Source organism: Nostoc sp., assembly GCF_036917095.1.
Lineage (GTDB): Bacteria > Cyanobacteriota > Cyanobacteriia > Cyanobacteriales > Nostocaceae > Nostoc.
In genome coordinates, this window is sequence record NZ_JBALFH010000014.1 from 131,103 (window position 1) to 144,261 (window position 13,159).

Annotated in this window: 17 protein-coding genes; 1 reads left to right on the forward strand and 16 read right to left on the reverse strand. The window is 39.1% G+C overall.

The window, feature by feature from the left end; all coding sequences use genetic code 11:
- Window positions 1–147 precede the first annotated feature (147 nt).
- The 4 genes from V7L01_RS03445 to V7L01_RS03460 all read right to left on the reverse strand — a co-directional run bounded on the left by V7L01_RS03445 (window position 148) and on the right by V7L01_RS03460 (window position 4,171).
- Entirely contained in the window at window positions 148–1,662 is a 1,515-nt protein-coding gene (locus V7L01_RS03445) for a GH3 family domain-containing protein (protein WP_335031932.1), read from the reverse strand.
- The gene (locus tag V7L01_RS03450; protein WP_335031934.1) at window positions 1,662–2,270 is read right to left on the reverse strand and encodes an acyl transferase; all 609 of its coding nucleotides are present in this window, start codon (window positions 2,268–2,270) and stop codon (window positions 1,662–1,664) included. The genes V7L01_RS03445 and V7L01_RS03450 overlap by 1 nt, the downstream gene beginning before the upstream one ends.
- Window positions 2,270–3,019: a sterol desaturase family protein gene (locus V7L01_RS03455; RefSeq protein ID WP_335031936.1), complete on the reverse strand. Its 750-nt coding sequence runs from the start codon at window positions 3,017–3,019 to the stop codon at window positions 2,270–2,272. The genes V7L01_RS03450 and V7L01_RS03455 overlap by 1 nt, the downstream gene beginning before the upstream one ends.
- 135 nt (window positions 3,020–3,154) lie before the next feature.
- Window positions 3,155–4,171 carry an aromatic ring-hydroxylating dioxygenase subunit alpha gene (locus tag V7L01_RS03460; protein WP_335031938.1) on the reverse strand — a complete coding sequence of 339 codons (1,017 nt, stop codon included), beginning with the start codon at window positions 4,169–4,171 and terminating at the stop codon, window positions 3,155–3,157.
- A 171-nt stretch (window positions 4,172–4,342) separates the two neighbouring features.
- On the opposite strand from V7L01_RS03460, the gene V7L01_RS03465 reads away from it, so the two are divergent.
- Window positions 4,343–5,440 carry a DUF3239 domain-containing protein gene (locus V7L01_RS03465; RefSeq protein WP_335031940.1) on the forward strand — a complete coding sequence of 366 codons (1,098 nt, stop codon included), beginning with the start codon at window positions 4,343–4,345 and terminating at the stop codon, window positions 5,438–5,440.
- Window positions 5,441–5,548: 108 nt separating this feature from the next.
- Here V7L01_RS03465 and V7L01_RS03470 read toward each other — a convergent pair whose 3' ends face one another.
- The 12 genes from V7L01_RS03470 to V7L01_RS03520 all read right to left on the reverse strand — a co-directional run bounded on the left by V7L01_RS03470 (window position 5,549) and on the right by V7L01_RS03520 (window position 12,945).
- Window positions 5,549–5,794, reverse strand: a complete 246-nt coding sequence (locus tag V7L01_RS03470) for a type II toxin-antitoxin system Phd/YefM family antitoxin (protein WP_335031942.1) — start codon at window positions 5,792–5,794, stop codon at window positions 5,549–5,551.
- A 33-nt stretch (window positions 5,795–5,827) separates the two neighbouring features.
- On the reverse strand, window positions 5,828–6,106 hold the full coding sequence (locus V7L01_RS03475) for a hypothetical protein (RefSeq protein WP_335031944.1): 279 nt from the start codon (window positions 6,104–6,106) through the stop codon (window positions 5,828–5,830).
- Between the two features lie 105 nt (window positions 6,107–6,211).
- Window positions 6,212–6,505 (reverse strand): 2Fe-2S iron-sulfur cluster-binding protein, encoded by a 294-nt coding sequence (locus V7L01_RS03480; RefSeq protein WP_335031945.1) that lies wholly within the window; start codon window positions 6,503–6,505, stop codon window positions 6,212–6,214.
- 18 nt (window positions 6,506–6,523) lie between these two features.
- Window positions 6,524–7,729 carry a P-aminobenzoate N-oxygenase AurF gene (locus V7L01_RS03485; protein WP_335031947.1) on the reverse strand — a complete coding sequence of 402 codons (1,206 nt, stop codon included), beginning with the start codon at window positions 7,727–7,729 and terminating at the stop codon, window positions 6,524–6,526.
- Between the two features lie 39 nt (window positions 7,730–7,768).
- Window positions 7,769–8,674 (reverse strand): ferritin-like domain-containing protein, encoded by a 906-nt coding sequence (locus tag V7L01_RS03490; RefSeq protein WP_335031949.1) that lies wholly within the window; start codon window positions 8,672–8,674, stop codon window positions 7,769–7,771.
- On the reverse strand, window positions 8,658–9,719 hold the full coding sequence (locus V7L01_RS03495) for an aromatic ring-hydroxylating dioxygenase subunit alpha (protein ID WP_335031951.1): 1,062 nt from the start codon (window positions 9,717–9,719) through the stop codon (window positions 8,658–8,660). Before V7L01_RS03495 ends, V7L01_RS03490 begins: the two co-directional genes overlap by 17 nt.
- A gap of 5 nt (window positions 9,720–9,724) precedes the next feature.
- On the reverse strand, window positions 9,725–10,465 hold the full coding sequence (locus tag V7L01_RS03500; protein ID WP_335031953.1) for a hypothetical protein: 741 nt from the start codon (window positions 10,463–10,465) through the stop codon (window positions 9,725–9,727).
- Between the two features lie 261 nt (window positions 10,466–10,726).
- Entirely contained in the window at window positions 10,727–11,731 is a 1,005-nt protein-coding gene (locus V7L01_RS03505; protein WP_335031955.1) for an aromatic ring-hydroxylating dioxygenase subunit alpha, read from the reverse strand.
- Window positions 11,715–12,128, reverse strand: coding sequence for an Mpo1-like protein (locus V7L01_RS03510; RefSeq protein WP_335031957.1), 414 nt, complete (start codon window positions 12,126–12,128; stop codon window positions 11,715–11,717). The genes V7L01_RS03505 and V7L01_RS03510 overlap by 17 nt, the downstream gene beginning before the upstream one ends.
- A 31-nt stretch (window positions 12,129–12,159) precedes the next feature.
- Window positions 12,160–12,396 (reverse strand): ChpI protein, encoded by a 237-nt coding sequence (locus V7L01_RS03515; protein ID WP_335031959.1) that lies wholly within the window; start codon window positions 12,394–12,396, stop codon window positions 12,160–12,162.
- Window positions 12,397–12,491: 95 nt separating this feature from the next.
- Window positions 12,492–12,653, reverse strand: a complete 162-nt coding sequence (locus V7L01_RS35310) for a type II toxin-antitoxin system HicA family toxin (RefSeq protein ID WP_442936933.1) — start codon at window positions 12,651–12,653, stop codon at window positions 12,492–12,494.
- Window positions 12,654–12,699: 46 nt separating this feature from the next.
- Window positions 12,700–12,945, reverse strand: a complete 246-nt coding sequence (locus V7L01_RS03520) for a type II toxin-antitoxin system HicB family antitoxin (RefSeq protein WP_335031961.1) — start codon at window positions 12,943–12,945, stop codon at window positions 12,700–12,702.
- Between the last annotated feature and the right edge of the window lie 214 nt (window positions 12,946–13,159).

Below are 13,159 nucleotides of genomic sequence, written 5' to 3' on the forward strand. Positions count from 1 at the left end.
GACAGGTAAATCGAGTATACAGCACTGCATTCACTTGGTAAGAGCAACTCCCCTTATGAGCAGAATTCTTTTCTCAGGATAATGCCACTGTCTCAGGTTGTGTTGAAAGCCGCTTCTTGTTTGTGTTAATGCTTCGTTGTGAATTAGCTATTTCTGGGCAATTTCCAACTTCAATTCTTGTAAAAATTCAGTGCTAATAGGTGATGTTGCAAGAATTGGATGCTTAATACCTCCCCAAATCCTTCCAGTGCGAATACGATGGGAAACTAACACTTCAGGAATTTGGCTAGAGATTAAAACCTGTGGTGCTGCAAGTTGACCGAGCGATCGCGCTCTCTTGTAATGATACGATTCTGATAGAGCCAGATCCAGTTGTTGAGCGATAATTTCTGGGGTTTGTTTTGCCGAATCTAATAATAAAATATAGTGTGGAGGATCGGCAATAGGCATCAAGCTTTTAAAATTAGTTTCTTGCAAGTTCAAGAGAGTTAGAGCATTATTTACAAAGGTTTCTTGCAACTTTTCGCCCACTAAATCGCTAACAGCTTGATGTCGTCCGAGAAACTCTAAACAGGGAGTGTGGCGATAGTAATGAGTTACCCGGATGCGATCGCCAATTCGATAACGATACAATCCTCCTTTCTGCGATAAAATAATCGTGTATTCCTTGCCAATGTTGAGTTGGTGTAAACCATACAGGAAACCAGCATCATCCTCAAACTCAAAAAACACTTCATCAAGAACCGGTACACATCCCCCAGCGACAATCAACGGAATTGTCATAGGTGCTTCCGTTGCTAGTAGTCCTTTACCTTGAATTAATACACCTGGAAATTGCGATCTTAATCCTTGCGCTCGATCTGCTGCATTGGCACTATCCCAGCAAGAAATTAGCTTTAAATTTGGCCAGAGTTGCATCCAGGGAATATTACTTTCACTGAGAAGTTGCAGCCGATGATGTGAAATCCGGTTGTGTAATTCTGTTCGCAATAAATCCTGATTTTCTTGAATATATTTTAAATGTACTTGCAAAAAACTAGGACTCCAAATAGAGATAATTTCTAGTTTTTCAGCCTCTAATAATGCTAAAGCCAGTTGATGTTTAAACAAGTTCGCATCATGCAGCCGATTAAGTTTATTTGGCATCACCAACCAAGGACGCAAAAACCAACGCAACCAACCATCTAAATAATCTAAATCATCCTGTAAAGTTTCGCTATCAGCTACATTTAATTGCGGCGAGATACAAGGATAAAGCTTGCCTGTGGAAAATTTTGGCCCGTGTACAATCAAATCATGCGCCCATATACAGAACATTTGATTAAAAGATCGCCGCAAAGATTGAGTATAAGGAATCCATTTTATTGCCCCACTACTACCAGAGGTTTTTTCATAGAACAAAATCGGTTCTGGTGTGAGGGAAATTTGCTGCTGTTTTTGATTTAAGCAGGGTTCGAGTGCATCATAATCTACGATTGGTACACGCTGCCAATCGTCTACAGAATGAATTCCCAAAGTTTTACCATACTCACTCTTGATTAAGCGATCGCAAATCTCCCTCTGTACAGATGTCTGCGTTAACTCTGGGTTATCCAAAGCTTGATGAAATCGCCTCGCTGTTGGCGCGAGAATTTGCCCAAAAAGCTGAATAATCGGACGCATTATTGCACCTTTTGATTAGGATAAAGGTTGGTGGCTGCTGGTACATAAGAACCATCAGCAATGACGACACCAGCAGCAAGATTAGATCCAGCACCAACAAAAACATTGCTGCCAATCTTAACTTTTTTGACATACAACATTAGATTTTGCTTACGGGGTTTAATGATGTGAGAATAGATACCGACACCATGCCCGATAACGACGCGATCGCCAATTTCTAATAAACTGCGATCGGCAATCTCCAATCTTGTTGTCCAGTATACATCTCGCCCCACTTTAGCACCCCACAATCGCAACCAACAGGAAAATACCCCCGGAATCAATCGCAGCACTGCTTCCAACACCGGAATTGCAATATAAATTACCTGGATTTGATGACTACCCCACCAGGGACTATATTCTTTACCTTGTAGATAACTAATCCCCTCCCGCACAGGATAAACCCATTCATGCAAGCGGTAAACTAGCACTGGTAGTCCATAAATAGAAAGTAACACCGCCAGAATACTGAAGATGTTGGGTGAATAAGCAAGGTAGATTATTGCTGCCCCAGTTAGCAATAATATAAAGGTGGGAAAAAACGAAATAATTTTACTTATAACTGTCATTAAAATGGGAATAAAAGTTTTTGGAACAAGTTTAATGAGCTAGGAATTCCGATTATAGATGGCAAGTTTTTGCTTTCATAATATGTTCCATGTAACTTATCCCAAATTTTCAGATTAGCCCCATAGTTATAATTATGGATTTCCCGGCAATGATGCCAAGCATGATCCTGTGGTAAGATTAGCCAAGAAGATAAAAATTGATAAAGCCAGCTACTTTCAGGAATTATCAAGCTGCTATGTCGCCATAAATCTAAGGCAGAAGTTAGACTTACTCCAAGTAAATAACCTGTTGGATCGGCTAACAGATATAAAAATAAAGTGTGTATCCATAAATAAATAATTAACAAACTTGTCCAAAGTGTGTTGCGAGAAGTTCCTAATACATCCATCTGAGTAACAGTATGATGGACTTGATGAACTTTCCACAACAATTTAGTATGTAATAAACGATGATTCCAATAATATAAATAATCAACTATAACAAAACTGATCAGAAAAGCTGGAATTAATGATATTTCTAAATATCCTTGTTGAGTGGGTAGTAAATATTGATAAAGCCAATAAACTAAAGTAGCTTGTAGTAAAGGAATCAATATTCCTTGAATTGTTAATCCTGTACTATCTATCAGCCAATCTTCACGAATTTTCGCTTTAAGTTGAGTTAGTCCAACTTGATTGGTAATAGTCCAACCAAGTAATCCGATAAAAGAGCCAAAAATTAGTAGTTGTGAAAAGTTTTGTATTTCCACTTTTGATTGCTCACACTGATTTTAAACATGGATTTTACCCCACCCTAACCCTCCCCTTATAAAGGGGAGGGAACTGGATTTTCCGATCTCCCCCCTTTACAAGGGGGGATTAAGGGGGGTAATTACAAATTATTCTTAAACCCAAAATGTAACTTTTACTGATTGATTTGGCAATAAACGCGGATCTTCTCCACGAGATATAGCTGCCATAATTGACTCTACAAATATATGAATTGTGTCCGCAGGCGTATTATAAAATTGTGTCCCGTATTTAGCGATCGCTTCCCCCTGAATACCCAAAATTTCCACATCTTGGCGGATAATGTGTTGAGCAGTCCACCGCACAAAGGGACGTGCTAACTTATTCCAGATGCCATAGTTATAGGTGACATCTGTGTAAACCAGAGTGGAATTATCAGTTTCTGGAATAGATTGACTGGTAATGAACAAATGGCGATTATCTGCCATCTTATACTCTACAGAGGTAATGTTGGGCATATAAAAGCGATCGCTATGTTTAATCTCTGCACCCTGCAAATTCAGAAAACGGCTGTACCATCCCAAATTACTGTTTTCGTTGCGATACTCCACCAAAACTGAACCATTCCACCGTTCTACAGTCATCTCTAACTTTTGTTGGCGGGAAGTACGGAAAACACCAGGATGAACAAAAGCTGTATGGGGAATATCAATAAAGTTCTCCGCACAATTGGTAACATTATTAGCAAAACGGTTAATTACCCGTACCGTCTCCCATCCTGTTTGTCCGTATTGAGGCATAGAAAATGGTTCAAAATCAACGCTATCGGCTAACCGCACATAAACATAGCCATCTTGTTCTTTGGTAGCGTAACACTTGGCTCGACGCTGTGGGGAAGGTTTGAAATCATCTCCTTCGGCTGGAACAGCAATCACGTTTCCAACCGCGTCATATACCCAACCATGATAGGGACATTGTAAAGCACCGTTACAGATTTTACCTGATGATAGACGGCTATTGCGGTGTAAACAGCGATCGCGCAAAGCTACGGCTTGTCCATCTTCACCGCGAAATATCGCTAACCATTCTCCTAAAACGGTGCGTGATAATACTTTGTTAGCTTGTAACTGTTTGCTGAGTGCGACAATGTACCAGAAATCTGCAAATTGCATGGTGGGTGGGAGCGATCGTATTTAAATTATGGCAACCGTTCGGTAAGCTGGGCGTTAGATTTCATGTTATTTAAGGGCAACCTAATTTTAAGCATAAGTTGAAGTATATCCCTCAATCTCGTACTAACAATTTGAGCTAAAAACTAAAAAATTAGGTAGCTGAGTGCAACAATGGTAAATCAACCACAACGCCCTTTTACGGTAGATGCTAGTACCCATGCGTCAAATCCTGGAAATCTGCATATTGATTATTTTTATTGGATTCGTTCGTTTCCTAGCGAACCAATTGAATTGATTTTTCCGCTCACCATTGTGGTTGTATTAGCTTTTATTATCAATTGGATTTTTGGGTTTGCCTTTTTCGGAATACTGCGTGAGGGCAAAAGTTTACATCTTCTGCCATCTGCATTATTTGGAGTTGCTATATTTAATATTTTTTTCGGCATAGGAATATTTTGGTTTCTTAAGAAACTTATATTTCTGACAACTCGTACCCGCGAACACTTCCTTTATGGTTGTGTTAATCCTGGTGTTGTTGTTGCATTAAAGCCACCTCTAGTTGCAGTATTCACAGACCTCACTACAGGTAAAGCACCACATCATGCGATCAAAATTTTGCCTCAACCCCTTAAGTGGATGAAGAACGGAGTACCACCAGTGGGTACAAGGTTGGCTACAGTCGCTCTATATGAGGGCAACCTTCATAAAGGTTACTGGGACGACTTTTATCCAGTAGTAGTTGATTGCGTAACTGGCAATCAAGCCGATATACAAAAAGTCTTAGAAAGTATTCCAGATTGGGAATGGGAGCAGCTTGAAGCAGGACTTGGATATATTAGGACAACTAAGCCAGGACTGTATACCATACCTTTTGTTCGTTGTGCATTCTGCCACCAACTCATCTTCCTGCCGCTTTATCCTATGCACAGAGAAAAGCACACAGAACCTTTGGCAGATGGTCAAATGACTGACCATGTTACTATCCATCCAGAACGCCGTTATCAGGGCGCACTTGATGTAGTTCCGCAAGCTTACATCCACCCACATTGTGGCGGTGCAACAGGGATGCCAGAGGAAATAATTCGTAGCTACCTAGTTAACCCATTTCTATACAATGAGTACACATTTTGTTGTGGATGCAACGATTACATACATCAAAAAGAACTTTACTGGACTGAAACAGGGCAATGCTTGGCAGAATATTTTCAAGACTTACAAGAGGAATACATCCGTATACATGGTAATCCTCCTCCCAATCCATTCGTGTAGCAGCAAGTAAGTTGGTTTGAGGCTAGGAAAAAACTAACATTTTACAATACTCATAGGTGATATGAGCGATCGCCAAGTTGATAGTATAGACAGTGGGAAATTAAAGTTTCACTCCTCACCGCCCTCAAATGCTGCTAACATCTCATCTAATAAAAGGGTGTTAAAGTCCTCTGGCACTACAAAACGCCCTTTATCTTGTCCCAAACTATCGCGGCGATTTGATAAAGTGCGAAACGGAACCAATTTGGCAACAGGAATGCCTCTGTCAGAAATAATGATTTCTTCTCTATCCTCTACCCGTAACAAAAGCTGTGAGAGATTTGTTTCAGCTTCATGGATATTCACAGTTTCCATGATTTTATTTCACTAAGTCTTTAAACTAAGTATTTAGTCACCGCCAGCATCACAACTACCACCTCCATCAGAACCCCCACTATCGCAACTGCTTGAGTCATTACTGCTTGTATCGCCATAACTTAGAGGATCTAAAGAATTCCAACTAGTATCTGTGTCATGAGAGTAGTAGCTAGAATTAGTTATATTTGTTTTGTAGGAACTCTTTTGATCCAATAAAGTATTTAAAATATAGGGTATCAAAAACGCACCAATAAAACCTATTGATATCACGATGAAAATAATCAGGGGAAAAAAGCGATCGAGGTGCATAGCTTTTATCTTTTGGTGATGTTTTCAAATTATTCAGCAAAAAGTAAGTCTCAGTATAAACTTCAGTGCCATTAAGCCTGATTCCAGATTCAATCTTAACTAAATTTATCCTTTCAGTCTCCGAATTTCAATATTAACTGTAACATCATCAATCTGACAAGCTAACCGCGCATGAGGATGATTAGTTGCTAACGTCTCTAACATTTCCTGTTCATCAGGTTGGGGAGGCGGAATATCACCAATAACTTCAACCAAACAAGTACCACAAATACCAGTCCGACAACCAAATAGAACAGGTGAATTATGAATCGTAAGATGTTCAGACAAACTTTGATGACATTCCAAAGTTATAGGAGTAAAATCACTTTCTGGAAACGATATCTTACAGAAGTCAGGCATAATACGAAATAATTTTACCTAAACAACACTCTTCCATTCCTCTGTGCGCCTCTGTGTCTCTGCGTGAGATAAAAATAAATCCCCTTGGTGTTCAAAACCTTGAAAAGCTCTTTGTTGAGTTGCCAAATATCGAGAAATTGAATTAGTAGCCATCAATGACATATCCCGATTACGTGGCCAAATATAATCGAGCTTTTCAACATACACTTGATAAGATTTCATCGCCTCCTGATGAGTTGAAAAACTGCGCTGCAACCCTTCCGACTCCTCCGTAAAGCAACGCCGCATCATTTCTTTAGCATCCTTGTCACTCATCTCAAAAATAGGCGATCGCAACACCTGATAAATCTTACTATACAGCGCCGGATCGTACCAGAAAATCCCGTTAATCGCAGCAGAAAAATGAAAATGATCGCGTTGACATCCTAGCAATCCTAAATTAGCAACCAGTCGCTCAAAAGCAGTCGGTGGCTTAAGGCAGGTGATAACATCGTGAGATATAATTGTCGAACTATTGAAGTGAAAACTTTCATCCATGAAGTGATAATAGGAGACTTTAGCAGGAATTGGAGCAGCTTCAGGATGGGGATGTTTTTGATAATAATTACTGAGTTTGTGCTGTACTAACTTGCCGTTTAGTGTCCTCACTCCCCGGACTGTGAAATACTGACAAGCTAAAAAAGTATTATTCGCAGAAATCAGCCCAAAGTATTGAAGTTGAATTTTTTTCCACCAAGTTTTTAGGGCATTGGTGTCAGCATAAACCATCGTTTCTGTAAAGGGGCCGCGCATGGGGTAGGTAAAGATAAGTTCCCCAAATAACGCTTGTTCAACCTGTTTGGCAATTGTGCGGAAGGCGTTAATGTGCGATCGCTCTTGGGCGGATTCCAAATCTAAGGTATCGCAGATTAAGCGAAAATCTTCTTGGGCGTAAAGTCCGGCTGCACTGGTTTGATTGAAAAAGATAGTTGCAATTTCAGCAGAAACAATTTGTGAGTAGTAAGCTACCCAGTAAAGTTGGTTCAAAATTATACGCTGATGTTGGCTGGATTGTTCCCATAAAGGTGTACCGTATAGCAGGGAAAATTCCTCTGGGTTCCAATACTCGTTTTGACAATCCTCATAGCGAAAATTGATAACTGCTTCATCCATTAAAGCAGTATGATCTTGCTGTTTGTTACGAGTGTGGTTAATTTGTAATTTGCGATGAATAGTTTTTTCCATATCCGTTTTTATTTTACGCAGAGATAAGATTGAGATTTATTACACACATTGATGGGCGGGGAGTGGTTCAAAGGCTCCCCGTTCTTCTAAATTTTGCAGGATGGACTGGGCTGATGTTCCCCCCATGAGCGATCGCAATATTTGTAATCGCGTTCCGCTATGAGTCTCTGTATCTAGTTCTTCTAGAATTTGGATTTTTTGCGATCGCGTCAGATGTCCTTTCACTTGTTCAACTGCTGCTACTACGCTTTGCGGCCCCACCTGTACCATAAACAAAAACTGTGCCAATACATCAAGAATTGTTGTTTGACTAAATGCTGAAACAGTAATTTGATTAAACAAGGTGGTTCCCGTGGCGTGATGACGGGATTCAGATTGTAAAAAACTGGAAAAAAGTTCTGCTAAAACTGGATAGTGGCATTCCTTCGCTAAACGCCGATAATGGCTTAAACCCCATCCTTCTAAAACGACTTGCAGCACAAATAACAAAACTGTTTTATCTGTACTTTCAACCACTTCTGATAGTAAGCGCAAAAACGGATCGTCCGTGCTAGTTACTTCCATTTCTGGTAAAAAATGGCTAATTTGGTGAAGGTGGGTAGCTTCATCAGCCGTAAACAGTCCATAAAGCATTCGTTCTTCAACTGTTTCGGCTAACAGTACCATTTTTGCCATGTAGCCAACGCCCGCTTTCTCAATGAAATATGATTCTTCTAACAGGCTGCGGTTGGCAAGTTCCAGAATAGCAGATTGTTCATTAATATTAGATTGTTGAAAAATTTTGACTTGATGTAAGTTAAAAAATTCAGCATCCCAATAATTTAATTGCGGGTAATTAGCATAATTGTTCTGATTGGGTAACGCTGCTGTTAATATCCGTCGCAAACGGTCATGAGAATCTGTGTGTGGTAGGTTAAAACCGACAATGTTATATTTTGAATCCATGTTCAGGGCTAGGTGTTGATAAGGTTTGAATATTTGGATGATTAACAGTGTCCCAAGTTCCCCAGGTTAAGGCTTTCTGGTGATTAACGTGCTGAATAAATTCCAGAATAGATTGATCTGCTTTAGTAGGAGTCTTTAAATCAAACTGAATTGTCTGAAATACCTGTGTATCTCCCTTGGCAAAGTAATTACCAACTTGCTGAGTTAACCATAACAAACCACGATTTAAAACCCATCCCCAAAATCCCGGACGCTTGGGAGTGACAAGAATTGTTTGCCCTTCAGTTTTACCACCTTCTATCATTCGCAGCGTAAATATAATGTAGAAGTGCAGGAAATCCGGCCCTAGCGTCACAGTGCCAGTGCTGCCATACCAGTAACACATACTATAAGTAACTTCGTTGCGATATAGAGGACGAATCAGGCGAATTAACCAAGAATCATCCCCTCCGCGTGTAGTGTTGCTGAAGGTAATAGCATTGGGGTTCAGGTTTTGAGAATCAAATACAATCTCTAAAGGCAAATTGTGTACTGTATTGAAATGGTGAGCATCAATCGCATTAATTAGCAAGACATTGGGATGGCAGTTTTTGACAAATCGAGTCCCCAATATATGATCGCAATCTGCCTGTTCTAACTCTGGTACAAAAGGCAACGAACCTGGCTTTTTTTCACCCACCCAAACCCAAATCATGCCGTACTTTTCTGCCGTGTGCCAAGTTTTAATACACACAGGTAGCGGTTTTCCGAGAGAAGGAACATCTACACAAATTCCGCGACTGTCATACTTCCAATTATGAAAAAAGCAGCGAATTCCATCACCTTCTACCTTACCTTCTGCTAAATGAGCGCCCATGTGTGGACAATAAGCATCTATAGCTACTACCTGACCACTAACTCCCCGATAAATTGCCAGATTTTTACCTAGTAAAGTTATAGCTTTTACCTTGCCAATTTTTAATTTTTTTGATGCTAATGTCCAGTACCATCCCTCTAGAAATTGTGTCGGATTGTTAAAGTTGGATTGTGGATTTGTAGATGCCATAAAAGTTAAATGAGAACACAATCTTGCACAAATTGTAACGATGATTCTGACTCCCACATCCGTTTTCCAGCACGAGTGAGATTGTCATAGTTAATTTCAGTTAAACAAACTAATTCATCCCCTAATCGATAGCCGGGGTTTTTTTCTTCAAAAAACTGGATATGGGGGTTAGCCTGTCTTCCTGTGGGGATTTCAATTAACCCTTCAGAGAGAATTTGGGGATGCGGAAAATTGACGATACCAGTTAATTCTTGGTATAAACTACCATAGTATTCGCTTGCTAAACTCGCCATCAGATTTGTAACATCGGCAGGTGTTGTAACATCATAACGCGGATAGAAATCTTGCCAAAAAGTAGGGAGAAAACGATAAGTACGAAAACCAGAGCAAATTAGCAGCCAGTAAAGTTTATTTTCTGCATAGTGTTGACGCAGAAAATTAATAGCGGCAATCCAACTACGTGGTAGTGTTGTACTCGACCAAGCACTAGGATCAACAATAGTGTCGCCAGAATACACCACACTAATTTTTTCTCCCAAAAAAGTTGTTTGGCATAGCATCAGAGTTGAAAATCCTTTGAGTGCGTTGGATGTTTCATCTCTCAACAACAAAACCCAGTTTTTGCGCTCTAGATCCATTTGAAACCCATCCCAGGTTATACCTTGGAAGTGATTTTGCAGCAACGCATACATGGCGATGCGATCGCTTGGCTGCAAATTTTGAACAGGAATCAGCAAACTTTTCATTACTCGTAAATTACTTAGACTCGATTTGTATTATATTTAATTAAAACTTTATCGACCATTATGGTAAATTTACGGTGTAATGTGACAGATTCCAGAATGGTTATCTGCGCTACAATTCTGTATTCACATCTTGCACCTTCTCAATATAGAGTTGATGTAAATCGCGCACTCTACAAAATAATTAAGATGTATTTAGATTGAGAAACAAAACGCAACATTACCAAAGCTTTTGTTAGGTTACGCGATCGCTAATCCAACCTACTATTCTACACCCCTATTTTTTGACCATCGAGACGGTTTTAGCTGATTTACATACTCCATATATTCAGCTAATGGACGATCGATACTAAGCAGTAATTTCGGATTAAAGCGAATATTGTCGTAAATTTTGCCATCCTCATCTCTGAGCATATAGTAAGCTAACCGAGTACAGAATAACAAAAACTGACTCAGCAAATATCCCACAATACCTTGACGCTTTTCAGTTACATAAATCGGTTGAATTCTCGTTCTTCCAGGTGCAATGGGAGTATAAGCATATATCATAAACAGTGGTGGAAAAAGCCTGACATCCTTCATCATTGTTAACAAACCAATGCAACCATGAGCATAACGCATTGAATACTGATATGTAGAACCAAGAAATCTTTGACCTAACTTTTCTCGAAATGTAGTTTGAGGAAATTGTCCCCGCATTGTAAAGTCAATTTGTGTTCCTAATTCGCTGCGATGTAGCGACAGTTCCATTTTGATATCTAAATGATGGATTGTTTTTAAATGTTGAGCATCAATCCCATTCATCATACAAATATGATGATGGCAACTTCTTTCAAATGCAATATCAGCTTGTGCAACAATTTCTTTTCCCTTCAACTCATCAAAATCAGCCACTCTCTCTGGTGCTTTAGTATCTGGATAAATCCAGATAAATCCATACTTTTCCTCTGTTGCATAAGCTTGCAATTTAGCTTGAGTAGGAATTTCTGATTGACAGGGAATATTTTGACAAATTCCTGTTTCATCAAATGCCCAATGATGAAATGCACAACGAATCCAATTACCATCAACCTTCCCAATTCCTAAATCTGTACCCAAATGAGGGCAGTAAGCATCTAAAGCCCTTACTTGACCATCTTCACCTCTAAAAATGGCAATCTTATGACCGCATACTTCTACAGATTTTGCTGTTTTTTTAGGGATTTCATCACTAGGACAGGCAATATACCAACCCTTTGCAATTACATTCCAATTATTGAATATTTGCATAATTGTTTGATAGATAATTATTTAATATTTCTTGTCTTTGGCGAATGTCATCTCGATATTTACCCATCAAGATTCTAAATAACATTTTACCTAAACAATAAGAAGCCCGCCAAGAAAATACAGCATCTTGTAAATCAATATGGCTACGCTCAAATAAAAAATGTCCAGTTAATCCCAATAATTGAGTTAACGGTAAGGCTAAGAGTAACCAAAAATTTTGCAAATTCCAAGTATAAAAGAGTAAACTGTAAAAAAACAATATTCCTAGAATGTGTAGAGTAATATTAATTGGATGTTGATGTTTAAGAATAAAAATATCCCAATAGTCTGTAAAAGGATGATCTAAAATTTGATTATTAATCTGATTTTTAAAACTTCGTTGAGGATTAGAATTCATGTCAAAACCTTACAATTTTCACCTCGTTGCATCACCAATTTTCCTCAGATATCGTATGGGTTTCTAGCTTTACAAACAATGGATCAAGACTACTGTCTTCATCAGCATATACGGCATCTAACTGTTGAGTAATTTGATCCTGTTTATGCGATCGCAAGTATTCTTGAAGTGCCACAGCATAAAGCTGACTACGGGATAACCCCATAAGTTTTGCAAATTTTTCAGCAGCTTCAAACAGAGGATCGGGAATGGAAATAGCTATTTTCATAGATTGCTATAACTAATGTTATACCCTCATGCTATCGATTTTTTGTAATGAGGGCAATTATACAATCCCCTACTCACAGCAGGTACAATGATTAGTTATGTATCTTCAAAGTCAGACCACTCAATTCCTAGTTGTTTTATAGCTGCTCGTAATGTTCCTAGTTTTAGATCGCGGTCACTCCAGTCAGGAAGTACAGTTGCTTTCTGCGTAATTGGATTAAACCACTTCCTATGCGAGCCTCCACCACGTCTGGGAATTTCTTCACATCCAAGCCTAGATAATTTCTTGCAACTTCTCTATAGTTCATTTGGTAGAGATAATTGTTTCTATCAAGGCTGGTGAGCTTTGGTCTACAGATTGTAGGTTGTGAGGAAGCTCTTTACCTAAATCTTCATACACTTCAAGAACCGCTTCAAATGCATCTCTAGCATTCACTAAAACTTCGTCCACAGAGTTACCCTCAGTTATCAATTCTGGCAAAAGCGGAGAAGTTACCGTAAACCCACCTTCTGGCTGAGGTGTAAGTAGTAGTGGAATTTTGTAGAGCATAACTAGATTTGTTTATTTACTGAATTCAGGTTAACAGCATCATAGCATTGCCAAAATCGTTGGGTTGTGTAGTGCATCAAATTTAGTTGCTATACTCTGTTTGAAACTCAGCGATCGCACTTTATCCACTGTAGGCATCGCTTTCATAAAAATAGTGCTTTATATTTCGTTAACATAGCCTACAAGAACGAAGATCGATATAATTTATACCTTA

Coding starts and splice junctions, on each gene's coding strand:
- V7L01_RS03495 (WP_335031951.1), bottom strand. CDS start 9,719: ATGGCATCTACAAATCCACAATCCAACTTTAACAATCCGACACAATTT.
- V7L01_RS03475 (WP_335031944.1), bottom strand. CDS start 6,106: ATGCACCTCGATCGCTTTTTTCCCCTGATTATTTTCATCGTGATATCA.
- V7L01_RS03500 (WP_335031953.1), bottom strand. CDS start 10,465: ATGAAAAGTTTGCTGATTCCTGTTCAAAATTTGCAGCCAAGCGATCGC.
- V7L01_RS03480 (WP_335031945.1), bottom strand. CDS start 6,505: ATGCCTGACTTCTGTAAGATATCGTTTCCAGAAAGTGATTTTACTCCT.
- V7L01_RS03470 (WP_335031942.1), bottom strand. CDS start 5,794: ATGGAAACTGTGAATATCCATGAAGCTGAAACAAATCTCTCACAGCTT.
- V7L01_RS03485 (WP_335031947.1), bottom strand. CDS start 7,729: ATGGAAAAAACTATTCATCGCAAATTACAAATTAACCACACTCGTAAC.
- V7L01_RS03460 (WP_335031938.1), bottom strand. CDS start 4,171: ATGCAATTTGCAGATTTCTGGTACATTGTCGCACTCAGCAAACAGTTA.
- V7L01_RS03520 (WP_335031961.1), bottom strand. CDS start 12,945: ATGCTCTACAAAATTCCACTACTACTTACACCTCAGCCAGAAGGTGGG.
- V7L01_RS03505 (WP_335031955.1), bottom strand. CDS start 11,731: ATGCAAATATTCAATAATTGGAATGTAATTGCAAAGGGTTGGTATATT.
- V7L01_RS03515 (WP_335031959.1), bottom strand. CDS start 12,396: ATGAAAATAGCTATTTCCATTCCCGATCCTCTGTTTGAAGCTGCTGAA.
- V7L01_RS03510 (WP_335031957.1), bottom strand. CDS start 12,128: ATGAATTCTAATCCTCAACGAAGTTTTAAAAATCAGATTAATAATCAA.
- V7L01_RS03465 (WP_335031940.1), top strand. CDS start 4,343: ATGGTAAATCAACCACAACGCCCTTTTACGGTAGATGCTAGTACCCAT.
- V7L01_RS03445 (WP_335031932.1), bottom strand. CDS start 1,662: ATGCGTCCGATTATTCAGCTTTTTGGGCAAATTCTCGCGCCAACAGCG.
- V7L01_RS03450 (WP_335031934.1), bottom strand. CDS start 2,270: ATGACAGTTATAAGTAAAATTATTTCGTTTTTTCCCACCTTTATATTA.
- V7L01_RS03490 (WP_335031949.1), bottom strand. CDS start 8,674: ATGGATTCAAAATATAACATTGTCGGTTTTAACCTACCACACACAGAT.